The 22,069-nt window shown below is 68.2% G+C and carries 21 protein-coding genes and 1 tRNA gene; 15 read left to right on the top strand and 7 right to left on the bottom strand.

Going from position 1 to position 22,069, the window contains the following annotated elements; translation table 11 throughout:
- Nucleotides 1–86: 86 nt before the first annotated feature.
- From ACFVSU_RS07825 to ACFVSU_RS07790, 8 genes are all read left to right on the top strand, one after another.
- The gene (locus ACFVSU_RS07825; RefSeq protein ID WP_387140453.1) at nt 87–1,694 is read left to right on the top strand and encodes a sugar ABC transporter ATP-binding protein; all 1,608 of its coding nucleotides are present in this window, start codon (nt 87–89) and stop codon (nt 1,692–1,694) included.
- A complete protein-coding gene (locus tag ACFVSU_RS07820) occupies nt 1,691–2,773 on the top strand; it encodes an ABC transporter permease (protein ID WP_310285560.1) in 1,083 nt (360 codons plus the stop codon). The genes ACFVSU_RS07825 and ACFVSU_RS07820 overlap by 4 nt, the downstream gene beginning before the upstream one ends.
- The gene (locus ACFVSU_RS07815; protein WP_387140450.1) at nt 2,770–3,840 is read left to right on the top strand and encodes an ABC transporter permease; all 1,071 of its coding nucleotides are present in this window, start codon (nt 2,770–2,772) and stop codon (nt 3,838–3,840) included. Before ACFVSU_RS07820 ends, ACFVSU_RS07815 begins: the two co-directional genes overlap by 4 nt.
- Nucleotides 3,840–4,559, top strand: a complete 720-nt coding sequence (locus ACFVSU_RS07810; RefSeq protein WP_387140447.1) for an L-ribulose-5-phosphate 4-epimerase — start codon at nt 3,840–3,842, stop codon at nt 4,557–4,559. The genes ACFVSU_RS07815 and ACFVSU_RS07810 overlap by 1 nt, the downstream gene beginning before the upstream one ends.
- A complete protein-coding gene (locus ACFVSU_RS07805; protein ID WP_387140444.1) occupies nt 4,559–6,157 on the top strand; it encodes a xylulokinase in 1,599 nt (532 codons plus the stop codon). Before ACFVSU_RS07810 ends, ACFVSU_RS07805 begins: the two co-directional genes overlap by 1 nt.
- Before the next feature lie 39 nt (nt 6,158–6,196).
- Entirely contained in the window at nt 6,197–7,708 is a 1,512-nt protein-coding gene (araA, locus tag ACFVSU_RS07800) for an L-arabinose isomerase (RefSeq protein ID WP_387140441.1), read from the top strand.
- Between the two features lie 134 nt (nt 7,709–7,842).
- Complete coding sequence (locus ACFVSU_RS07795; RefSeq protein ID WP_387140438.1) at nt 7,843–10,821, top strand: immunoglobulin-like domain-containing protein; 2,979 nt, start codon at nt 7,843–7,845, stop codon at nt 10,819–10,821.
- Nucleotides 10,822–10,949: 128 nt separating this feature from the next.
- A complete protein-coding gene (locus ACFVSU_RS07790) occupies nt 10,950–11,894 on the top strand; it encodes an aldose 1-epimerase family protein (protein ID WP_387140434.1) in 945 nt (314 codons plus the stop codon).
- A gap of 69 nt (nt 11,895–11,963) precedes the next feature.
- Here ACFVSU_RS07790 and ACFVSU_RS07785 read toward each other — a convergent pair whose 3' ends face one another.
- Together ACFVSU_RS07785 and ACFVSU_RS07780 are read right to left on the bottom strand one after the other, a co-directional pair.
- Complete coding sequence (locus ACFVSU_RS07785) at nt 11,964–12,152, bottom strand: hypothetical protein (protein ID WP_310285547.1); 189 nt, start codon at nt 12,150–12,152, stop codon at nt 11,964–11,966.
- A gap of 185 nt (nt 12,153–12,337) precedes the next feature.
- The gene (locus ACFVSU_RS07780; protein WP_387140431.1) at nt 12,338–13,186 is read right to left on the bottom strand and encodes an SDR family NAD(P)-dependent oxidoreductase; all 849 of its coding nucleotides are present in this window, start codon (nt 13,184–13,186) and stop codon (nt 12,338–12,340) included.
- Nucleotides 13,187–13,287: 101 nt separating this feature from the next.
- On the opposite strand from ACFVSU_RS07780, the gene ACFVSU_RS07775 reads away from it, so the two are divergent.
- The 3 genes from ACFVSU_RS07775 (at nt 13,288) to ACFVSU_RS07765 (ending at nt 14,528) form a co-directional block, all read left to right on the top strand.
- Nucleotides 13,288–13,917 carry an asparagine synthase gene (locus ACFVSU_RS07775; protein WP_387140428.1) on the top strand — a complete coding sequence of 210 codons (630 nt, stop codon included), beginning with the start codon at nt 13,288–13,290 and terminating at the stop codon, nt 13,915–13,917.
- Between the two features lie 32 nt (nt 13,918–13,949).
- Nucleotides 13,950–14,342 (top strand): MmcQ/YjbR family DNA-binding protein, encoded by a 393-nt coding sequence (locus tag ACFVSU_RS07770; protein WP_387140425.1) that lies wholly within the window; start codon nt 13,950–13,952, stop codon nt 14,340–14,342.
- A gap of 113 nt (nt 14,343–14,455) precedes the next feature.
- A tRNA-Arg gene (locus ACFVSU_RS07765) sits at nt 14,456–14,528 on the top strand.
- Nucleotides 14,529–14,666: 138 nt separating this feature from the next.
- On the opposite strand, the gene recA is transcribed toward ACFVSU_RS07765, so the two are convergent.
- The 5 genes from recA to ACFVSU_RS07740 form a co-directional block, all read right to left on the bottom strand.
- On the bottom strand, nt 14,667–15,749 hold the full coding sequence (gene recA / locus ACFVSU_RS07760) for a recombinase RecA (protein ID WP_387141294.1): 1,083 nt from the start codon (nt 15,747–15,749) through the stop codon (nt 14,667–14,669).
- Nucleotides 15,750–16,294: 545 nt separating this feature from the next.
- Complete coding sequence (locus tag ACFVSU_RS07755) at nt 16,295–17,071, bottom strand: esterase/lipase family protein (RefSeq protein ID WP_387140422.1); 777 nt, start codon at nt 17,069–17,071, stop codon at nt 16,295–16,297.
- Between the two features lie 184 nt (nt 17,072–17,255).
- Nucleotides 17,256–18,464 (bottom strand): tyrosine-type recombinase/integrase, encoded by a 1,209-nt coding sequence (locus ACFVSU_RS07750; protein ID WP_387140419.1) that lies wholly within the window; start codon nt 18,462–18,464, stop codon nt 17,256–17,258.
- Between the two features lie 6 nt (nt 18,465–18,470).
- The gene (locus tag ACFVSU_RS07745) at nt 18,471–18,689 is read right to left on the bottom strand and encodes a helix-turn-helix domain-containing protein (protein WP_387140416.1); all 219 of its coding nucleotides are present in this window, start codon (nt 18,687–18,689) and stop codon (nt 18,471–18,473) included.
- A complete protein-coding gene (locus ACFVSU_RS07740; RefSeq protein WP_387140413.1) occupies nt 18,686–19,276 on the bottom strand; it encodes a hypothetical protein in 591 nt (196 codons plus the stop codon). The genes ACFVSU_RS07745 and ACFVSU_RS07740 overlap by 4 nt, the downstream gene beginning before the upstream one ends.
- 120 nt (nt 19,277–19,396) lie before the next feature.
- Here ACFVSU_RS07740 and ACFVSU_RS07735 point away from each other — a divergent pair, with 120 nt between their 5' ends.
- The 4 genes from ACFVSU_RS07735 to ACFVSU_RS07720 are packed head-to-tail and all read left to right on the top strand — an operon-like array spanning nt 19,397 to nt 22,066.
- Nucleotides 19,397–20,056 (top strand): ParA family protein, encoded by a 660-nt coding sequence (locus ACFVSU_RS07735; RefSeq protein ID WP_387140410.1) that lies wholly within the window; start codon nt 19,397–19,399, stop codon nt 20,054–20,056.
- Nucleotides 20,057–20,058: 2 nt separating this feature from the next.
- Nucleotides 20,059–20,691 (top strand): hypothetical protein, encoded by a 633-nt coding sequence (locus ACFVSU_RS07730; protein WP_387140406.1) that lies wholly within the window; start codon nt 20,059–20,061, stop codon nt 20,689–20,691.
- A complete protein-coding gene (locus ACFVSU_RS07725) occupies nt 20,688–21,767 on the top strand; it encodes a hypothetical protein (RefSeq protein ID WP_387140403.1) in 1,080 nt (359 codons plus the stop codon). Before ACFVSU_RS07730 ends, ACFVSU_RS07725 begins: the two co-directional genes overlap by 4 nt.
- On the top strand, nt 21,764–22,066 hold the full coding sequence (locus ACFVSU_RS07720) for a hypothetical protein (protein ID WP_387140402.1): 303 nt from the start codon (nt 21,764–21,766) through the stop codon (nt 22,064–22,066). Before ACFVSU_RS07725 ends, ACFVSU_RS07720 begins: the two co-directional genes overlap by 4 nt.
- Nucleotides 22,067–22,069: the final 3 nt, after the last annotated feature.

Here is a 22,069-nt window from a genome sequence, read left to right as displayed (position 1 = left end):
GCGGGGGTCGCCGTTCTCGGCGGCCCCCGCTCGTCCTCGTCTCCGTCCCGTTCGTCTGCACTGCAGAAATAAGGAGTCACCCAGCGATGATTGAACCGATCGCGATCGTCGAGGTCCGAGGCGCCTCGATCACCTTCCCGGGGGTCAAAGCGCTCGATGAGGTCAGCTTCCGGCTGCTTCCCGGCGAGGTCCACACCCTGATGGGTGAGAACGGCGCCGGCAAGTCCACTCTCATCAAGGCCCTGACCGGGGTCTACCAGATCGACTCCGGCGAGATCGTCGTGGCCGGCCAGGTGCGTCATTTCACCGGCACCGCCTCGGCGCAGGCCGCGGGGATCTCCACGGTCTACCAGGAGGTCAACCTCTGCACGAATCTCACCATCGGTGAGAACGTGATGCTCGGTCACGAGGTCCGTGGCCTGGCCGGCGTCAACTGGCGCAAGACCCACGCGCTCGCCCGCGAGGCCCTCGCCCGCATGGGGCTGGGCGACCTCGACCCGCGCGCACCCCTCTCCTCCCTCTCCATCGCGATGCAGCAGCTGGTCGCCATCAGCCGCGCGATGGTCACCGACTCGAAGGTGCTCATCCTCGACGAGCCGACGTCGAGCCTCGACGCGAACGAGGTCGAGGTGCTCTTCGGGGTCATCCGTCGCCTGCGCGACCAGGGCGTCGCGATCCTCTTCGTCTCGCACTTCCTCGACCAGGTGTATGCGATCAGCGACCGCATCACGGTGCTGCGCAACGGCAAGTTCGTCGGCGAGTACCTCAAGCGCGACCTCGACCGTACGCAGCTCATCTCCAAGATGATCGGCAAGGACTTCGAGTCCCTGCGCGCGCTGGGCTCCAATCGTCAGACCGAGGCGCGCGACCGCACCCAGACCCCGCTGTTCGCGGCTGAAGGTCTCGGACGCAAGGGCGCGATCGAGCCCACCGACGTCGACATCCACGCCGGCGAGGTCGTCGGCTTCGCCGGGCTCCTCGGCGCCGGGCGCACGGAACTCGCCAGGCTCATCGCCGGTGCCGACAAGGCCGACTCGGGCACGGTGCGCATCCGCGGCAAGAAGGTCTCGCTGAACTCTCCCGTGGCCGGCCTCTCGCAGGGCATCGCCTACTCGACCGAGAGCCGTCGCGACGACGGCATCGTCGGCGACCTGAGCGTCCGCGAGAACATCATGCTCGCAGTCCAGGCGCGTCGAGGGTGGTTCCGGCGTGTGCCCGCCCGCGAGGTCGACCAGCTGGTCACGACCTACATGGAGCGCTTCAGTGTGCGCCCCAACGACCCCGACCGGCCCATCCGCCTGCTCTCCGGCGGAAACCAGCAGAAGGTGCTCCTCGGGCGCTGGCTCGCGACGAACCCCGATCTGCTCCTGCTGGACGAGCCGACCCGCGGCATCGACGTCGGCGCGAAGGCCGACATCCAGGAGACCGTGGCCGAGCTCGCAGAAGGCGGGATGGGCGTGGTGTTCATCTCGTCCGAGCTGGAAGAGGTCGTGCGTCTCTCCGAGCGCATCGTCATCCTGAAGGACCACCAGAAGGTGGGCGAGGTCGTGAACGGCCCCGAGGTGACGGCAGAGAGCATCGTCTCGGTCATCGCGACCGAGAGCGGGGACGAGGCCGAAGAGCAGGCCGACGCCCTCGCCGAAGAGGTCGCCGCCGGCGACGACCGCAATGGACTCGAAGGGAGCGCGTCATGAGCCGCGTCAAGACCGCGTTCCGCACGCCCTGGTTCTGGGCGATCATCGGGATCGCGCTGCTGCTGCTGGTCAACTCGATCAAGAACCCCGCGTACCTCGCGATCAGCGTCAACCCGACGACGGGGCTGCTCACCGGCAACGTGCTCGACATCCTGCGCATCTCGGCGCCGATCATCATGATCGCGCTGGGCATGACGTTCGTCATCGCGACCGAAGGCATCGACCTCTCCGTCGGATCGATGATGGCCGTCGGCGGCGCCGTCGCCATGCAGACCCTGTCGACCCTGGACTCCAACTCGGTGGGCGCGATGTTCACGGCCATCGGCCTCGCGCTGCTGCTGGCGATCGTCCTCGGCGCGATCAACGGCATCCTGGTGGCGGTCGTGGGGCTGCAGCCCTTCATCAGCACCCTGATCATGATGCTCGCCGCCCGCGGCATCGCTCGCGTGATCACGGACGGCCAGAACACGAACGCCACGAACGAGCCGTTCCGGCAGCTCGCGAACGGCCAGATCCTCGGACTGCCCACCAGCTTCGTGCTCGCCATCGCGATCGTGGTGCTGATCGCGCTGACCATGCGCCGCACCGCTCTCGGCCTCATGATCGAGTCCATCGGCATCAACCCGAAGGCGAGCCGCCTCGCCGGCATCCGTCCCCGTCCGATCCTGATCGGCGTCTACGTCCTGTCCGCCGCGCTCGCCGCGGTCGGAGGCCTCTTCAGCGTCTCCGAGGTGATGACGGTGAGCGTCGGAGGCACCGGAAACCTGATGGAGCTCGACGCGATCCTCGCGGTCGTGATCGGTGGCACCTCCCTCGCGGGAGGCAAGTTCTCGATCCTGGGCTCCACCATCGGCGCCCTCCTCATCGCGACCCTGAACAAGACCGTGCTGTTCCTCGGCATCCCCGCCGCGGCGACGCCGGCGTTCAAGGCGCTCGTCATCATCGCCCTGGTGCTGCTGCAATCGGAGCGGATCCGCTCGTTCGCGTTCTCACGCACGAAGTCCTCCGGCACCCCGACGGGGCCGGCGACGCCGGCCGCGACGGAGAGCACCCCCGTTTCGAAGGAGGTCGTGGCATGAGCACTTCACGCACGCTCGCTGAAACCGTCCCGCCCGTCGCCGATCTGCCCGAGAGCAAGAAGGCGGAGAACGTCACCCACCTGTCGCGGCTGTGGGAGCGCAGTCAGACGCTCATTCCCACGCTGACCGCGCTGGTGCTGCTGTTCGGCATGCTCATCTACGCGGAGATCGCATACGGCCGCGTGTTCCACGCCGGAACGATGTCGAGTCTGCTCGTCAGCTTCGCGCCCACCATCATCCTCGCGGTCGGCATGACCATCGTGATCGTCTCGGGAGGCATCGACCTGTCGGTCGGTGCCGTGGTCGCGTTCAGCTCGGTCGCCGGCGTGATGCTGATGAACATCGGGGTCAACGGCTGGCTGTCGATGCTGCTCATGATCGTGTTCGGCGCGGTCTTCGGGCTCATCGCCGGCGTGATGATCCAGTACTTCAACGTGCAGCCGTTCATCGCGACGCTCGCGATGATGTTCCTCGCGCGCGGCCTCGCGTCGATCCTCTCGACCACCCCGGTGATCGCCCCCGAGGACTCGCCCATCCTGCTCCTCGCCACCGACTGGAAGCTCATCGACGGCCCGAAGGTCAACGACTTCACGATCACGCCGGGTCTGCTCATCGCGGTCCTGGTGGTGCTCGGCGGGCTGTTCTTCATGCACCGCACCCGCATGGGCCGCACCGTCTACGCGATCGGCGGCAACGAGTCCTCCGCCCAGCTGATGGGCCTTCCCGTCTCGCGGACCCGCGTCTGGATCTACATCGCCTCGGGTGCCCTGTCGGGTCTCGCAGCGATCGTGTACACGGCCGAGGTCGGCGGCAAGGCGCAGAACGTCACGGGTATCGGCTGGGAGCTCGACGCCATCGCGGCGGTCGTCATCGGCGGCACCCTGCTGACGGGCGGCTACGGCTATATCCTCGGCTCGATCGTCGGCGTGTTCGTGATCGCGGCGCTGCGCCTCATCATCACGAAGGACGGCACCATCAACCCCGAGTACCTGACGATCATCACCGGCGCCGTGCTGCTCGCCTTCGTGCTGCTGCAGCGGGTGCTGACGCGAAGGAGGTCGAGCTGATGTCGAACGAGAACCTGCAGGCATCGATCGACGCGGTCCGCGCCGATGTTGCGAGGCTGCATGCCGAGTTGGTGCGCTACAACCTGATCGTGTGGACCGGCGGGAACGTGTCGGGCCGTGTGCCGGGCGCCGACCTGTTCGTGATCAAGCCGTCGGGTGTGAGCTACGACGACCTGACGGCCGAGAACATGATCCTGTGCGACCTGGACGGCAACGTCATCCCCGGCACGCCGGGCAGCGACCGCAGCCCGTCGAGCGACACGGCGGCGCACGCGTACGTGTACCGCAACATGCCCGAGGTCGGGGGAGTGGTGCACACCCACTCCACGTTCGCGGTGGCGTGGGCGGCGCGCGGTGAGGAGATCCCGTGCGTGATCACGGCGATGGCCGACGAGTTCGGCGGTCCGATCCCGATCGGCCCGTTCGCGATTATCGGCGACGACTCGATCGGCCGCGGCATCGTCGAGACGCTGACCGGGCACCGCTCGCGGGCGGTGCTGATGCAGAACCACGGCCCGTTCACGATCGGCACGTCGGCCAAGGACGCGGTCAAGGCCGCGGTCATGGTCGAGGACGTCGCGCGCACGGTGCACTACGCCCGTGAGGCCGGTCCGCTGATCCCGATTCCGCAGGAGGCGATCGACCGCCTGTACGACCGGTATCAGAACGTCTACGGCCAGTCGACGGACGAGCGCCGCGACGCGGAGGGCGAGCGATGATGACGGATGCTGCGGCTCAGGCGATCCGCGAGGGTCGCACCGCGCTCGGGGTCGAGTTCGGCTCGACGCGCATCAAGGCCTGTCTGATCGATCTCGACGACCCCACCCGCGTGCTGGCGACCGGATCGCACGCGTGGGAGAACCAGCTGCAGGACCGCAACTGGACGTACGCCCTCGACGATGTCTGGTCGGGGTTGCAGGCCGCCTACGCGGCGCTGGTCGACGAGGTGCGCGGCACCTACGGCGTCGTGCCCGAGGTCTTCGGTGCGATCGGCGTCTCGGCGATGATGCACGGCTATCTCGCGTTCGACGCCGAGGGTGAGCTGCTCACGCCGTTCCGCACGTGGCGCAACACCTCCACCGAGCGCGCCGCGGCGGTGCTGTCGGAGCTGTTCGGCACCAACATCCCGCTGCGGTGGTCGATCGCGCACCTGTACCAGGCCGTCCTGAACGAAGAGGACCATGTCGCCGACATCCGGTTCCTCAACACCCTCGCCGGCTACGTCCACTGGAAGCTCACCGGCCGGGCGGTGCTGGGCGTCGGCGATGCGTCGGGCATGTTCCCGATCGACGCGGCGACCCGAGGGTACGACGCGGGCATGCTGCAGAAGTTCGACCGGCTCGTCGCGGAGCGCGCCCCGGACCTCGATGTCTCCGCGCTCCTGCCCGAGGTCCTCGTCGCGGGCGCACGGGCGGGCGAGCTGACCGCCGAGGGTGCGCGGCTGCTGGATCCGTCCGGTGCCCTGCGCCCCGGCATCCCGTTCTGTCCTCCCGAGGGGGATGCGGGAACCGGCATGGTCGCGACGAACTCGGTCGCGCCGCGCACCGGCAATGTGAGCGCGGGAACGAGCATCTTCGCGATGGTGGTGCTCGAGAGCCCGCTGCGGGAGGCGCACGAGGAACTCGACCTCGTGACGACGCCCGCCGGCGACCCGGTCGCGATGGTCCACTGCAACAACGGCGCGAGCGAGCTCGCAGCCTGGGTCGGTCTGTTCGAGCAGTTCGCCTCCATCGCCGGGGGCGGCCTGAACGCGGACGAGGTGTTCGAGGCGCTCTTCCGCGAGGCGCTCGATGGCGACCCCGACGCCGGGGGCCTGCTCGCCTACAACCACCTGTCGGGCGAGCCGATCGCCGGGCTCCCCGAGGGCCGCCCGCTGTTCGTCCGCACGCCCGAGAGCCGCTTCACCCTCGCGAACTTCATGCGCGCGCAGCTGTACGGCGTGTTCGGCACGCTCGCGCTGGGCATGCGCGTGCTCGAAGCGGAGGGAGTCGCCCTGGACCGCATGTATGCCCATGGCGGCGTCTTCCGCACGGCGGGCGTCGCCCAGCGATTCCTCGCCGGCGCGCTCGGCGCGCCGGTCGCGGTGGCCGACACCGCTTCCGAGGGCGGTGCCTGGGGCATCGCCGTCCTCGCCGCGTTCGCCGTCGACACGGCAGACGCGGACCTCGACGTGTTCCTCACGGACCGCGTCTTCGCGCACACCGGGTTCGAGTCCCTCGAGCCCGATGCGGAGGATGTGCCCGGCTTCGCCGCGTACCTCGCCCGCTACCGCGCAGGCCTGTCGATCGAGCGCGCCGCGATCGCGGCGAAGCTGTGACACCGGCTCCCTCACCCCGCTAGATCTGAAGGAAAGACCATGACCCGCACGCCCTTGTCCACGTCCCTCGACTCGTATGAGGTGTGGTTCGTCACCGGCAGCCAGAACCTGTACGGCGAGGAGACGCTCCGCCAGGTCGCTGAGCAGTCCCAGGCCGTCGTGGACGGCCTGTCCGGCCTGCCGGTGAAGGTGGTGTGGAAGCCCGTCCTGAAGGACTCGGACTCGATCCGCCGTCTGGCGCTCGAGGTGAACACGCGCGACGACGTCGTCGGCGTGATCGCGTGGATGCACACCTTCAGCCCGGCGAAGATGTGGATCTCGGGTCTGGACGCGCTGCAGAAGCCGCTGCTGCACCTGCACACGCAGGCGAACGTCGAGCTGCCGTGGGCCGACATCGACTTCGACTTCATGAACCTGAACCAGGCCGCCCACGGCGACCGCGAGTTCGGGTACATCCAGACCCGCCTGGGCGTGGCGCGCAAGACCGTCGTCGGTCACGTGTCGAACCCGGCCGTGCGGCAGCAGGTCGAGGACTGGCAGCGGGCCGCCGCCGGCTGGGCCGCGGTCCGCACCCTGAAGCTCGCGCGGTTCGGTGACAACATGCGCTTCGTCGCGGTCACCGAGGGCGACAAGACCGAGGCGGAGCTGCGGTTCGGCGTGCAGGTCAACACGTGGGGAGTGAACGAGCTCGCCGAAGCGGTGGATGCCGCGACCGACGCCGACATCGACGCCCTGGTGCAGGTCTACCTCGACTCGTACGACGTCGCCGACGAGCTGCTGCCGGGCGCCGAGCGCCACCAGTCGCTGCGCGACGGCGCCGCGATCGAGCTCGGCCTGCGCTCGTTCCTGGAGGAGGGCGGCTTCGGCGCCTTCACGACCTCGTTCGAGGACCTCGGCACGCTGAAGCAGCTGCCCGGTCTCGCGGTGCAGCGCCTGATGGCCGAGGGCTACGGCTTCGGTGGCGAGGGCGACTGGAAGACCGCGATCCTGATCCGCGTCGCCAACGTGATGGGTGCGGGCCTTCCCGGCGGTGCGTCGCTGATGGAGGACTACACCTACGACCTGGTCGCGGGCGACGAGAAGATCCTCGGCGCGCACATGCTCGAGGTGTCGCCGTCGCTGACCACCGCCAAGACCCGCCTGGAGATCCACGCGCTCGGCATCGGCGGCAAGGAGGACCCGGTGCGTCTGGTCTTCACCGCCGACCCCGGCCCTGCCGTGGTGGTCGCGATGAGCGACATGCGGGACCGGTTCCGCCTCGTCGCCAACGTCGTCGAGAACGTCGACGCCCCCGACCTGCCCAAGCTCCCCGTGGGCCGTGCGATCTGGAAGCCCGCGCCCGACTTCGCCACCAGCGCCGCCTGCTGGCTCGAGGCCGGTGCCGCGCACCACACCGTGATGTCGACCGCCGTCGGCATCGAGGTGTTCCGCGACTTCGCCGAGATCGCCCGCACCGAGCTCGTCGTCATCGACGAGGACACCACCGTGCGCGGTTTCCGCCGCGAGCTGCGCTGGAACCAGGCCTACTACCGCCTCGCCCAAGGTCTCTGAGTCATCCGCCGCGGGGCGTCCGGATCCGCTCCGGCCGCCCCGCGGCATCGCGTTCCACCCCTACAACCGAACACCGCACCCGCACAGACGCGCACCGTCCGGCGTCGTCGCCACCCGAACGAACAGGAAGCTCGATGAAGAGACAGCGCTCCACCCTCCCTCGGAATGGAACACGGCGACCCACCGCACGGCGCGCGATCGCGGCATCCGTGGCCGGTGCGCTCGCCGTGACCACGATCGGCCTGTCGGCTCCGCTCGCGGCAAACGCCGCAGACGTGCCGGCGCCCTCCGCCCACTACGACATGACGCACGCGGGCACGAGCCTCATCGACGTGTCGGGCAACGGTCGCAACGCGACGCTGACCAACCTCACCGACGCGTCGTTCGTCGACGCCGGGGGCGACGACGTGCTGCGGTTCAAGGCCGACGGCTACGCGTCGCTGCCGAAGGGCCTCGTGACCGGCACCGACAACAGCTTCACCGTCGAGTACACGGTCTCGACCCAGACGTCGGCGAACCACTTCGGCTGGGTCATCGGCGACGGCGTCGGACCGTGGAACACGACCCAGCTCGGCAACCACGTCTTCCTCAGCCCCCGCTCGTCGCAGGGCGGTTACACCAATCAGGTCCTCTCGGCCATCCGCGTGAAGTCGGGCACCGACAACGGCGAGAGCCGGCTTCCGGCGGGCGGCGGCCTCAACCCGGGCTTCACCACGCTCACGATGGTGGGTTCGGGCAACACGCTGACGCTGTATCGCGATGGTGCGGTCATCTCGACGCTCACCCACACCCGGGCGATGAGCTCGATCATCCCGAGCGGCGACGTGCTGGGCTACCTGGGCCGGTCGCTGTACCAGGGCGATCCGCTGCTTCGCGCCGATGTCTCCGACGTCAAGTTCTGGGATGTGGCGCTCACCGCCGAGGAGGTGTCGTCGAGCATGCCGACTGCTGCCGAGAAGACCGCTGCGACCTCCGCCTTGCTGCGCGGAGACGTGCTCGCGACGATGCTCGGGGCGAACGCATCGCTCGACAGCGTCTCGAGCAACCTGATTCTGCCGGCGACGGTCAACGGCGTCGCGCTCACGTGGGCGTCGTCGGCGCCGTCGGTCGTCTCGACGGCCGGAGTCGTCTCGCGCTCGATCATCGAGAACACCCCCGTCACCCTCACCGCGACCACGGCGCTGGGCACGCTCACGTTCGATGTCACCGTGCTGGCGCCGTCGGTGGCGGCCGACCTCGACGCGATCTCGCTCGCGACGCGCACCACCGAGAACCTGCCGCTGGCGACGAAGGGCGCGGTCAACGCGTCCGCGATCACCTGGACGTCGTCGGACGAAGAGCTCGTGACCGAGACGGATGCCTCGTACGCGGCGCCCGCTGTCGGTGCGGCGGACCCGTACGCCGGCGGCGGCATCGTGACGCGCCCCGCCTACGGCGAGGGCGACCGCGAGGTCACGCTCACCGCGCACGCCACGCTCAACGGTCAGACGGCCGAGCGCACGTTCGAGGTCACGGTGGCGGAGAAGGGCCGCTGGGCTCCCGACGCCGGCTACGCGGCGGCGTACTTCAAGTCCGACGGCGACGAGAAGATCTACCAGGCGGCGACGTCGGGCAACGACTTCTTCACGTTCTCGCCGGTCAACGGCGGCAACGCCGTGATCACGTCGACCGCCGACACCAAGGGTCTGCGCGACCCGTACATCCTGCGCTCGAAGGACGGCGACAAGTACTACATGGTCGCCACCGACCTCTGCATCAGCTGCGGCACGGGCTGGGGCCCGGCGCAGTCGGCCGGAAGCCTCAAGATCGAGGTGTGGGAGTCGACCGACCTGGTGGACTGGAAGCGCACCAACGGAGACAACACGGGCATCACCATCAACCAGCCCGAGGCCGGCATGACGTGGGCGCCCGAGGCGTACTGGGACGACGACCTGCAGTCGTACGTCGTGTTCTTCGCCTCGCGCCTCTACTCGGACGCGACCCACACCAACTCCGACAAGCTGTACGCCCGCATGTTCTACGTGCTGACGCGCGACTTCAAGACGTACACGTACCCGCCGGCGAGCTGGCAGGACACCGGGTACGCCCGCATCGACTCGACGGTCACCAAGATCGGGGACTACTACTACCGCTTCACCAAGAACGAGGAGAGCGGCGCCGCCGGCACCCTCGAGGCGGGCAAGGACATCTTCCTCGAGCGTTCGAAGGTGCTCACCGCGCCCACGACGCAGTCCAGCTGGACGGCGAACCCCGAATCCACGTGGCAGCTCACCGACACCCGCATGACGAGCCTCGAGACCGGGCAGTCCGGTGAAGGCCCCGAGATCATCAAGCTGAACGAGGGCGACCCGAACAACGCCGGCGACGGCTATGTGTTCCTCGTCGACAACTACAGCGCGGGCGGCTACCGGGCGTTCCTGACCACGGGGGCGGCGATCGCGTCGAGCCAGCAGTCCGACCGCCTGTCGCAGCGCGCCGCGTGGAACGTCCGCCCCGTCGGCGGGCTGCCGGCGAGCCCCCGCCACGGTGCTTTCGTGAGCGTCACGCAGTCGGTGCTCACCGCGATGCACCAGTGGACGGATGTCGCGGCCGTGGCCTCGACGACGACCCTCGCGGCGTCCGGCAGCACGCTGACGGCCGAGGTCGAGGCGGCGGACGGCGGCGACGTCGTCGGCACCGTGACCTTCTCGGGCGGCTCGTGGAGCAAGACGGTCGGCCTGGAGGACGCCTCGGCGTCCGTCACGGCCCCCGCGGGAGTCGGCAGCGTCACCGCGCACTATGACGGCTACGCCGACGGGCTCGTTGCGACGTCGTCCTCCTCGGCGGTGTCGATCGCCCTCGACATCGCCGCCACCGGCACTACGCGCTGCGTGGCCGGCAAGGTGACCGAGGTCGTGACGGTCACGAACCGTGACGATGTCGCCGCCACGATCGTGATCGGGGGTGCCTACGGCTCGAAGACGGTCACCGTCGCCGCGGGCAAGAGCGCCTCCGCCACCTTCACCACGCGCCTGGCCTCGATCGCCGCCGACACGGTGTCGATCAGCGCGCAGTCCGCGGACGGCCGGAGCCACGCTTCCACCGTGACGGTGGCCGCAGCCGGCTGCAACTAGCGCACACGTGAGGGGTCCGCATCTTCTGATGCGGGCCCCTCACCGCGCGTGGTGCTCGGGCCGATTGGCCCGCCACGGGCCGCGCGAACTACTGTGACAACGTCCCGCATCTGAAGAGGATCGAAACCATGGCACGTCCCCCCGCATCCGGAACCCAGCACGCACTCCGCGCCGGCGACTACGAGGCCGTCGTGGCGAGCGTCGGCGCGACGCTCCGCTCGCTCACGTATCGCGGCCGCGACCTCGTCGTGCCGTTCGAGGCCGACGAGGTGCGTCCCGCGCACCGCGGCGCGACCCTCGCTCCCTGGCCGAACCGCGTGGTCGACGGCCGCTACTCGTTCGGCGGCCGCGATTTCCAGCTGCCGCTCACCGAGCCCGCGCGCTCTCACGCGCTGCACGGCCTCGCCACGTGGCTCGACTTCGAGGCGATCGACAAGGGCCCCGACCACGTGACCCTGGCGGCCGTCATCCAGCCGCAGACGTTCTTCCCGTGGCGTCTCGTCATCACCACGACCTTCGCGCTCGGGCCCGACGGCCTCACGCAGTCGGTGACGGCGCACAACGAGAGCGACGAGCCGGCCCCGTGGGGCACCGGCCCGCACCCGTACCTCGTCGCCGGGGACGGCCGTGTCGACGGCTGGACGCTCGAGCTGCCCGCCGCCCAGGTGCTGGCGGTCACGCCCGACCGCCTCATCCCGACCGACCTCGTCGCGGTCGACGCCGAGGACCCGCAGCGCTTCGACTTCCGCTCCGCCCGCGAGATCGGCGCGGCAGAGATCGACCACGCGTACTCGGGCCTCATCCGCGACGTCGACGGCACCGCCACGGTGCGCGTGATCGGTGCAGCGGGCTCGGGTGTCGAGATGTCGTGGGATGCCGCGTGCCCGTGGGTGCAGATCCACACCGCCGACAAGCCCGACGCCGCGCAGAGCCGCCTCGGCCTCGCCGTCGAGCCCATGACGTGCGCGCCCGACGCTTTCAACGCCGGGTCGTACGACTACGACGCCGGGCTCATCGTCATCGAGCCCGAGGCATCCGTCACCGCTTCGTGGCGCATCGCCGCGATCGACTGAGTCTTCCGCACGCGACACAGCGAAAGCGGAGCCGGCCCCCCGGTCGGCTCCGCTTTCATCGTCTGCGGATCAGCTGTCCCGCAGGTCTTCCTTGATCTCGTTGCGCGTTTTCACCGAGTCGCGCTCCGCTTCGGCCTTCTTGACTTCGGCATCAGCCTTCATCTCGTCGACCTTGTCCCCGACTCGATCGGTGGTGTCTTCCCACGCGTCCTGGATCTTCTCGCCGACGGCCTTGGCCGTCTCCTTCGCGTCTTCCATGAATCCCATCGATCTCTCCTCTCATGAGGGATGAGAACGACGCTACGCGCGAGGCACGGGGCGAGGCAGGGGGTTGATTCGGCGCGTGGCGCTTGATACACGGACCGATGGATGCTGCCCCTCTGGGCTTCGCCGCACGGTTGCGGCCCGGCCGCCGCGGAGGACTCTGCGCGGGTGAGGCGGCGTCAGCGGACCGGCGTCGTGGTGTCGATCGCGTCGCGGAGCGGACGGCGCATCGGCGCCCAGTAGTGCGTCGGCGTGACGCGGGCCAGCGCGTCGACCAGGCGCGCCTCGCGGCCGATCATCGTGCGCGGGCGCCGGCGGACCGTTGCCTCGACGATGCGCGCCGCCGCGTCGGCGGGCTCGGTGTGGTACATCGCGGCCTGCGCGGCTGCCGCGCGCTGGGCGACCGCGGGGTCGATCGCCGCGGCGTACCGGCCGTGCAGGATGATGCCCGTCTTCACGCCCGCGGGGTAGACCGCGCCCACCGTGATCGTGGAGCGCTCGAGCTCGTGACGCAGCGACTCGGTGAACCCGCGCACCGCGAACTTGCTCATCGCGTAGGGGATGCGCCCCGCAGGCGCCGCGAGGCCGTAGATCGACACCAGGTGCGTGATGTGCGCCGCCGGCTCGCGCCGCAGCGCAGGCAGCAGCGCCTGCGTGACGTTGACGGTGCCCCACAGATTCACGTCCATGAGCCAGCGCATCTCGGCCATGGTCACCTGGTCGATGTCGCCGAGCATCGACGACCCGGCGCACGTCACGAGCGCCTGGATGCGCGGATGGGATGCCTCGACCTCCGCCACGATCGCGGCGACCGCGTCGTCGTCGGTGAGGTCGATCACGTGCGTGGTGTGCCCGGTGCCGTCGAGGGTCGCGGCAACCGCGGCGAGGCCGTCGGGGTTGCGGTCGAGCAGGGCGATGCGCGCTCCTCGCGCGGCCAGCTGCCGTGCCACGTCGGCGCCCATTCCCGCGGCGCCGCCGGTGATGACGGTGGTGCGCCCGCGCACGTCCAGGGGTGGCTGCTTCGCCATGTGATGCCTCTCGGTCCGGTCGTCGCCGTCGACGAGCCGCGCATACGATTCTCGCTGACTCGGGAGTGCCCGACGGACGCTAGCCTTTGAGGGGAGGTTCGATGGGCAAGACCGCAGAGGCGATCGCCGAAGGGGTGTCCATCGCGTCCGCCGCAGCGCGCCTGGCGATCCGCAACCGCATCCTCGTCGAGACGATCGCGCACGACGAGGCGTTCGACGTGGTGGCCTTCACGCCGTTCGCGCGCGAGACCCTTCTCGGCCTCGCCGACGAGCAGGAGCAGGCTGCCGCGCTCGTGAAGCGTCAGCGGAAGAAGGCCTGGGGCAAGTTCACCGATCCCGACGGCACGCACGACTACCGCGACCGCGACACCCGCAACCTCCGGCGGCGCGGCCGGCAGTACGCCGGCGTCGCGACGGCGCTCCGGCGCATGGCCGACGACCCTCACGTGGTCCGGACCTTCATCGAACAGTCACGCGACGCCGCGTGGGGCGACGTCGAGGCCAATCTCCAGCGCCGCCTGCGGGTCGAGGGCATGCGCCCTGAGCTCGACCCCGACTACGACCGCATGCGCGCCGCCCGCATGCAGTCGATCCGCCTCGTCGACCTCCCGCGCCTCGCGGCGCACAAGCGTCATCAGGAGGATCCGGAGACGGATGCTGCGCCCCCGGCCGAGCCTGCGGCACATTCGCCGCGCATCTCGGGCATCGACGTCAGCGAGCTCGATTCCTGACGCGTGTCCATGCTCGGGCGTACTCTCGAGCCGTGGCCGACGCAGCCCCACCGCATCCGATGCGCTTTCCTCTGGATCATCCGCTGACCGAGCGGGTGCGCGGCATCTGCCTGCCCTACCCTGAGGCGGCGGAGGTGCCGGCGCACGGCCGCTCCACCTTCCGCGCGGGCAAGCGCCAGTTCGCGATCGTCGGCGCCGCCCACGACGACGCCGGAGCGGTCGAGTTCATCCCCGACGACCTGGAGCGCCCGGTGCTCCTCGAGCGCGAAGACGTCTTCGTGCCGCCCTACGAGGGCGCGTACGGCTGGCTCGCGATCCGTGTCGAAGCGGATGCCGGCGACTGGGAACTCCTCGCCGAGCTCATCGACACCTCGTACCGCCAGGTCGCGCTGCAACGACAGCTGCGTGCTCTCGACGGCGGGTAGGGGAGCTCTGATGCGCGCGGACACGCCCGGGAAACCAGCATCCGACCGCCGATTCGCGCGGCGCGCATCCGTCAGGTATTCTTGACGACGTTGTGCGCGAGAGCGAGCAACATGCGCCCGTAGCTCAATGGATAGAGCATCTGACTACGGATCAGAAGGTTAGGGGTTCGAGTCCCTTCGGGCGCGCACTGTGTTGAGACAGTAACCTTGAGAAAAGCGCCGGTTTACCGGCGCTTTTCTTGTTTCTGCGAGTCATACTGGCATCGCCGACGACGCCACATGGCGTCACAGCACGCCACACGTATGTGTGCACCTATGTGTGCACTAGATCGAACGCCACTCGGCACCATGTGTGACGTCTGGTGCCACAGCTTCACCTCTACGCGATTCCTGCTGTCTCGGCGGAACGCCGATGCCAAACGCCTTCTTGATCTTCGTCTCGATCTCGGCCGCGACTCTCGGGTTCTTGATGAGGAAGTTGCGCGCGTTCTCTTTGCCCTGGCCGAGCTGCTCGCCCTCGTACGTGTACCAGGCGCCGGACTTCTTGACAATGGCATGCTCGACGCCGAAGTCGATGAGGCTGCCTTCGCGTGAGATGCCCACCCCGTACAGGATGTCGAACTCGGCCTGCTTGAACGGAGGGGCCATCTTGTTCTTGACGACCTTCACGCGGGTTCGGTTGCCGACCGCCTCGGTGCCGTCCTTGAGGGTCTCGATGCGGCGGATGTCGAGACGCACCGATGCGTAGAACTTGAGCGCCTTGCCGCCGGCGGTGGTCTCGGGGGAACCGAAGAACACGCCGATCTTCTCGCGCAGCTGGTTGATGAAGATCATCGTGGTGTTGGTCTGATTGAGACCACCCGTGAGCTTGCGCAAGGCCTGCGACATGAGGCGCGCCTGCAGGCCGACGTGGGAGTCGCCCATCTCACCCTCGATCTCAGCCTTGGGCACGAGTGCGGCCACCGAGTCGATCACGATCAGGTCGATCGCCCCGGAGCGCACGAGCATGTCGGCGATCTCGAGAGCCTGCTCGCCGGTGTCGGGCTGGGACACCAGAAGCGCGTCGATGTCGACGCCGAGCTTCTGCGCGTAATCCGGGTCGAGCGCGTGCTCCGCGTCGATGAACGCGGCGATGCCGCCCGCGCGCTGAGCGTTCGCGATCGCGTGCAGGGTCAGCGTCGTCTTACCCGACGACTCCGGCCCGTAGATCTCGATGATGCGACCACGCGGCAGACCACCGATGCCGAGTGCGACATCGAGCGCGATCGAACCGGTCGGAATCACCTCGACCGGAGCGCGCTCATCGCTGCCGAGACGCATCACCGAACCCTTCCCGAACTGGCGGTCTATCTGCGCCAACGCTTCCTCGAGCGCTCTCTCCCTCGCGGCCGGGGAAACCCCGCCCACCCGGGGCGAGGGAGGTGCTGTCGGGGGCGCCGGTGCAATGAGCGCGAGAGATCGCTCCAGGTTAGTGACAACAATCCGGCGGAGTTCTTCCAGTTCCGCTGCACGAACAAGGGCAGTCTCCGAGCTGGGGGAGCGCCACTGGCTGGGGCGGCCCTCTGCTGCGGCGAACTCAACGGTCAGCCACTCCCAGTCCTTGAGTTCGTGCGGCGTCATTGGGCCTTGAAGGAATTCGCGCCCAGACTTGACCCGGGCCCGCCACTCGATCTCCGTCGCGAAGTGCAGCAGGCCGAGGGCTGTCACCATCGCCACATCAACTTCACCCCAAGCGTCAACGAGATCCTCCTGGAATCTTGCGATCGCCACGGGTTCCGACTCCGGCACGGGCGCGAAGTACCCGATGCCCTCACCAACGACTAGCCAGTCGTGATGTTCGCGATGTAGTGCCTCGAGCGCGGCCTGGTACCAGGCTGGTGGGTCGGGAGACTCGACAGCGACGCTCGCGAGGATCTCGCGGAAGTTTTGCAGACGCAGTTGTTCTACGCCGCTCACACGAGCCCATTCTCAATAAAGTCCCAGGGAGTGGAGTAGCCGAGCACAGGCTTGCAGACCTGGATGTGATCTCTTTTCATGCGGATGGTCTCGTCGTAATCGTCCGTGTCGTACGGCACGGTTTCCACGACATTCTCCGGGCTCGCCCACGCGATGCGGGCTCGGAGCCCATGGCCCAGAGGTTCAGCTCCGTACGCCTCGGTCTTTTCGCGGGTGTCCGCCAGAAACGTCGAACCCGCCTGCATGTCGGCAAACGCAGAACTGAAACGCAGTACTGCTGGGCTCGAAGCACCCGTCCGGATCAGCGACAAGAGTCCAGCACCGCGGTAGCCGGCGGTCGCGGGGCTGAAAAGGCGAACCGTCGCGCCCAAAGTGACTGGGGCCACCGACAGAGCACCGCCTGAGGCCCGCCAGATCCGGAAGTCATCGACGAGCGCGCGTCGAATAACCATGCCGCCGAGGGAATGCCCGACGAGGATGAGTTGCTCATAGTTGAGCACTCCGACGTCTCCTCCCGCGACACCCCTCGCCTGCGAGAGGAGTGGCGCGGGCGTTGGATAGTACGCGGCCAGACGGCGTCGAAAGCGGTCGGATGTGGATTTGATCGTGTCGACAAAAGACCGATAACCGACGAAAACCAGATCTGCTTCTTGCCAGAACGGGTGATCGGGAGGGGTCGGGAGCATTCCCGCCCAAGTCCTCGTTGCGTTGCCCAGGAAACCGTGAACGAAGATGACAAGGCGCTTCGGCGGGAGCACGGATGCGTGAGCCACGCGAAAAAGGTTGTCGTTTAGAAACAGCGCTGTGTGAATGGCCGTGACCCCCAGTCGATGTCACGTATCGTACTGGCGCCAATCCGTTCCGCGATGTATGACGCTTGATGAACCTAGGACAGCTCATCGAATGAGCGGGGACTGCTTTTCGAGAGGAGGCACCAACTCCGGCTGGGCCGTGCCGTCAAGGGTGAGGCTCGGAAACGAAGTACGCAGCGAGAGTTGCGATGCCGGAGCGTGCTTCTTGCTCGAGCTGGTGCGTGTACTTGCGGGAGATGTCCTCGGATCCGTGACCGGAGATGCCGGCGTACACGACCCACGGGATGCCCGCGTGCTCAGCCATGGTCGTGTAGGTGTGCCGGAGCCAGTGTGTGGTCGCGGGGCGCTTGATCCCCGCAGCGGCAAGCGCCGCTCGGAAGGCGGTGTTGCTGTCCTCGTTCGTCAGCGGCTTCCCGGTAGGGCGATGCCAGACCAGGTGGTGCGGGTTCGAGTCTCTGTCTTTCTCGAGGTGCTCCCGAAGCGCCGAGGAGACCTCGGGTGTCAGTGGAGCTATGCGCGGTTTGCACGACTTTGGGCGTACGAGCGCCCAACGGCCTTCGAGCAGCTCGTATTCGAGGCTGGCAGCAATGTCGAGGACACGCTGCGGGCATCGTCCTGCGACCTTGAAACCGCAAGTTCCGCCGCAGCCGTGCAGTGAAGTGACCTCGACGAGGTTCCATGACACGTGGGCGAGGTTGTGGTCCAGGTCCAAATCGTTGTGCCGAAGGCCACGCATCTCGCCGTCGCGTGCTCCGGACAACAGGGGGAGATTCCACCTCGGATCTCCGAGAGCGATGAGGGCTGCCGCCTCCTGCCGGGTGAGTGAGTCTCGCGCGGCGGGAGCTTGCTTGGGCAGGTTGACGGCCTCCGCGACATTGCGGTTGATCATCCCGTTCTCGACGGCGTAGCCCAGCATTGCGGACAGCGTGCGGTGCGCCCCGGCGACGGATGCTGGGCCGACCCCGCGGGCGAAGATGGCGCTGTGCAGCCGCCGGACGTCGGTGGGAAGCAGCTCGGCGACGACCCGCTTTCCCAGGATGGGGATGATGCTGGTTGTCAGGTGGGAGCGGTAGCCCTGCATCGTCTTGGGCTTCAGTCGGTCGCCGGCTTCCTCGAGCCAACTGTCGGCGAGGTCGCTGACTCGGGTGCGGTGATCGAGCGGTTGGCCGTGCTCAGCGAGCTGCTGCATGAGCTTGCGTAGCTTCTTGACGCACTCTTCGCGGGTCTTGGCATGGACGTACCGCTGTCGGCGGCTACCGTCAGGCTTGAAGCCGTCATCGACGACGCCGCGCCAGAGGTCGCGGCTCTTCAGGTAGTACAGGCCGCCCTGCCCGTGGTCTCTGCGCTTGGGCATCCGGGGTCACGCCGACGGAAGCTGCTCCGGGTGTGTCGGGAGCTGCTCGATGAAGCGTTCGAGATCAGTGACCAGGTAGAGCGGCTTGCTGCCGGAGAAGTGAGGGGTGATGTCGCCCAGTCGAACGTGATGACGTAGGCGGGAGGGGCTCAGCCCCAGCGCGGCGGCCGCGGTGACGTGGTCAACCGCGACGACAGTCTGTCCTGTCGTCGTGACGGTGGTCACGCGCGCGGCCGACCCACATTCGATTCCAGCCCTTCCATGCGCCCTGCCGCGCGGGCGCTGCGGATCCAGTCCTGCGCCGTGCGCTCCGGGACATCCAGTTCCAGCGAGATGAGCTTGACGGGGGACCCGTCCGCGAGCGCTGCCGTGCCGTACAGGATCTCGACCACGTCCCACCGTTCGTCCTTGACGCCACGCTTGACGACGGCGGCAGCCATCCATGGCGGGATGATGCGTCCGTCCGCTGACGACGTCAGGTCGGAGACGGTGAGCCACCGCTCGACCGGTCCATCCTCCAGCTTGACCGTGATGCAGCGGGGGATCGCGGTCTGCAGGATCGCCTGCGGGGCCGTGTGGCGCAACCGGTAGTCGCTGAACTCGTCGCTGATCGCACGATTGAGGATCGTGGTGATCACGTAGCGACCCCGCTCGGCGCTGTACACCGCTTCGATGGTGGTCTCCACGCCGGCATCCTCGTCGCGTGTAGTCGCGACGAACCCCGGGGCAATGCGCAATGCGGACCCGACCGGCTGCGTAGCTGCGCGCCCCGTCATTTCTTCGCCATCGAGTGTCTTCACGTCGACCTTCACCCCCTTAGTTTGCCTAACCGCATCGGCATTCCACGAAGCCTCTTGATAACTATACGGCTAAGCGGTGTACTGATGTCAAAGGAATTTTGAATTCCACGGTTCGAAGTTGGGAGGTCGGTCATGCATGTGATCGCGATAGCGAACCAGAAGGGTGGAGTAGGAAAGACCACCATCGCGATGCAGCTGGGCGCAGCGTTGTCCCGCCGGCATCGCGTGCTGGTCGTGGATGTGGATCGGCAGCGCTCAACGGTGTGGTGGGCGGAGAACATGCGCGACACACTCCCGTTCGACTTCGCCGGCGACCAGAACCCGAGAGTGCTCGGACGGCTGCGGGAGCTGCAGGTCGAGTACGACTACATCCTCGTCGACACCCCCGGCAGTCTTGAAGACACGCCCGTCCTGGAGACGGTGCTGGACGCCGCTGACACGGTCGTGGTCCCGTTGATCCCGGAGCCGTTGGCGGTCGAACCGACGATGCGGACGATCAGTCGGCTGATCGAACCCCGCGGGCTGCGGCACGCGGTGCTGCTGAACCGCATCGACGCGCGCAACCCATCGCAGCTACGGACTTGGCAGGACCTGCTCGACACCGTGTGGGGAGTGCCTCGCTTCGACGCCTACCTGCGGCAGTACAAGGCGCAAGCCGATGCGCCGATCCTCGGGCAGTTGGTGACGACTGTCCACGACAACCGGCGCACGAGCGGGGCAATCTACGACATCACCCGCGTCGGCCTCGAAGTGGCTGCACAGGCGGCGCCGGCGTTGACAGGTCGGTGGTGACGGTGAGCCAGGTAGATCTGGCGGACAGGCTCCGCGACGCCCGCGCCCGTGTTGATGGTGAACTCCGGGCCGAGGATCGGGAACTGCCGAAGTTCGCCCGGCTCACCCGCAAGGACACGCTGATTCGCGGTGAGCAGCACACCGCGTTGACGGCATTGGCGAAGTCGCTGATGCGCCGGCGGGCTGTCAAGAGCGAACGGATCACCGAGAACACCCTCATCCGAGTCGCCATCGACTTGCTGTTCGCGCACAGCAATGAGCTTCACGGCTCCACCGAAGACGAGCTTCGCCGATCGGTGGCCCCTGAACTTCGGATCTTCCCCGAGTCGGGACTGCCGGACTTCGGCACTTGGGAATCGCGGAAGCCCGCAAGCTCGGACGTTCCAGATGCAGCGACCCCATTACTGCGGAACTCCGTCACTTCCGGACTCCCGAAGTCCGGGAGCCCGGCGCTCACGGACTCCGCACCTTCCGGAGGAGCCGCCGGCGAGCCGGCGATGGCCGCAGCTGCTGCCGCACCGGACGCGCCCGCGCGCGGAGTGGTGGGACCCGCCGCAAACCTCGGAACTTCGGGTGTTCGTAAGTTCGGCAGTTCCGGGCCGTCGTCCGCCACCGGATTGGAGGGTTCCCCGTGAGCGTGCGGCCGGAGGGTGGTGGGGAGGATCGGTCTGCCGCGGAGCGGGAGCGCGAGGCGCGGCGGGCTTATCGGGAGCGCAACGCCGAGCGGATCAGTGCGGGCAAGCGGGCGTGGCGGGAGCGTAATCAGGAGCACGTCCGCGCGTACCGGGCCGCGTACAACGCGGAGCACCGTGAGGAGGTGCTCGCGAAGAAGCGGGAGTACAGCGCGCGCGATACCGCGCGGAAGGCTGCGGAGCGGCGCCGGAAGCAATCGAAGCAGGCCTCGTCGAAGAAGTACTACGAGGCCCACAAGGCCGAGCACCGTGAGTACACGCGGCAGTGGCAGGCGCGGAAACGGGCGGAGGATCCGGAGGCGTATCGGGCGAGGCGGGCGAAGGCGCAGCGCCGCTGGTGGGAGACGCACAAGGACGAGTACAACGCGAAGCTCCGCGCCCAGCACCGGGAGGACCCGGCACCGAAACGTACCGCGGCGCGGGCGTACTACGCCGCGCACGCCGAGCAGGTGAAGGCGAAGAAACGCGCCTACTACGCCGCAAACCGCGAGAAGGTGCTCGCCGGCAACCGGGCATGGAAGGAACGCGAGAAACGCCGCCTCGCCGCCGGGCTCCCACCCCGCCGGATCCGCACCACCCCCGCCGCGGAGCGCCGCACCAACACGGCCGCCGCCGACGCGTTCTTCGCCCGGACTCGGACACCGGAGGAGATCGCCGCGCTGCGACGGAAGCCTCAAGCGGGCGTCGAGTTGTTGGAAGCGACACCGCCCGAGTTGGTCGCGGCGTTCGAACGCGACAGCAAACGGCTCCGGATCGAACACGCCCTCGCCACCGACGGCAGCTACGCGAACCGCCAACTGGCCGCCGAAGCCCGCCGGCAGCTCGCCGCACAGCAACGCGCGGCACGCCGGGAACAGCGGGATGCGGCCGAGAACGCCCGGTTGGACGCGATCGGCAAACAGATCAACGACCGGCTGCGACACCGCGACGCCCCGCGGCAGCGACATCACCTCGACCCCGACCCGGCCGCGCCGCACCCGATGCTGAACCCGAACACCACGATGGGAATGAACCGATGACCACCACCACCCCGAGCGGAGAACCGACCATGCTCGACCGATCCGCAGCAGAAGCCGCCCGCTGGCGCACCGCCGTCTGCGCCTTCGAGTACTACCCGGAAAAGCACCTCGACGAACCCGGCTACACCGTCGACGAAGACGTCACCTGGTGCGCCGAACCCCTCACCGGCCTCCCCGACAACGAGCTCGAGCAGCTGCGCGCCACCATTCGAACGCTCATCACAACCCCGACCGCGGACCGACAAGCGTTCATCCGCCACCTCGCCACCCTCACCGCCGACGACACTGACGGAACCTGACCA

Source organism: Microbacterium sp. NPDC058062, assembly GCF_042885375.1.
GTDB lineage: Bacteria > Actinomycetota > Actinomycetes > Actinomycetales > Microbacteriaceae > Microbacterium > Microbacterium trichothecenolyticum_C.
The sequence above is the reverse complement of the archived record's forward strand: the minus strand, read 5'-3'. Positions and strand labels throughout refer to the sequence as shown.

What these genes read in the sequence shown, in the direction of transcription:
- ACFVSU_RS07825 (WP_387140453.1), top strand. Translation starts at nt 87, where the DNA reads ATGATTGAACCGATCGCGATCGTCGAGGTCCGAGGCGCCTCGATCACC.
- ACFVSU_RS07820 (WP_310285560.1), top strand. Translation starts at nt 1,691, where the DNA reads ATGAGCCGCGTCAAGACCGCGTTCCGCACGCCCTGGTTCTGGGCGATC.
- ACFVSU_RS07815 (WP_387140450.1), top strand. Translation starts at nt 2,770, where the DNA reads ATGAGCACTTCACGCACGCTCGCTGAAACCGTCCCGCCCGTCGCCGAT.
- ACFVSU_RS07810 (WP_387140447.1), top strand. Translation starts at nt 3,840, where the DNA reads ATGTCGAACGAGAACCTGCAGGCATCGATCGACGCGGTCCGCGCCGAT.
- ACFVSU_RS07805 (WP_387140444.1), top strand. Translation starts at nt 4,559, where the DNA reads ATGACGGATGCTGCGGCTCAGGCGATCCGCGAGGGTCGCACCGCGCTC.
- araA (WP_387140441.1), top strand. Translation starts at nt 6,197, where the DNA reads ATGACCCGCACGCCCTTGTCCACGTCCCTCGACTCGTATGAGGTGTGG.
- ACFVSU_RS07795 (WP_387140438.1), top strand. Translation starts at nt 7,843, where the DNA reads ATGAAGAGACAGCGCTCCACCCTCCCTCGGAATGGAACACGGCGACCC.
- ACFVSU_RS07790 (WP_387140434.1), top strand. Translation starts at nt 10,950, where the DNA reads ATGGCACGTCCCCCCGCATCCGGAACCCAGCACGCACTCCGCGCCGGC.
- ACFVSU_RS07785 (WP_310285547.1), bottom strand. Translation starts at nt 12,152, where the DNA reads ATGGAAGACGCGAAGGAGACGGCCAAGGCCGTCGGCGAGAAGATCCAG.
- ACFVSU_RS07780 (WP_387140431.1), bottom strand. Translation starts at nt 13,186, where the DNA reads ATGGCGAAGCAGCCACCCCTGGACGTGCGCGGGCGCACCACCGTCATC.
- ACFVSU_RS07775 (WP_387140428.1), top strand. Translation starts at nt 13,288, where the DNA reads ATGGGCAAGACCGCAGAGGCGATCGCCGAAGGGGTGTCCATCGCGTCC.
- ACFVSU_RS07750 (WP_387140419.1), bottom strand. Translation starts at nt 18,464, where the DNA reads ATGCCCAAGCGCAGAGACCACGGGCAGGGCGGCCTGTACTACCTGAAG.
- ACFVSU_RS07735 (WP_387140410.1), top strand. Translation starts at nt 19,397, where the DNA reads ATGCATGTGATCGCGATAGCGAACCAGAAGGGTGGAGTAGGAAAGACC.
- ACFVSU_RS07720 (WP_387140402.1), top strand. Translation starts at nt 21,764, where the DNA reads ATGACCACCACCACCCCGAGCGGAGAACCGACCATGCTCGACCGATCC.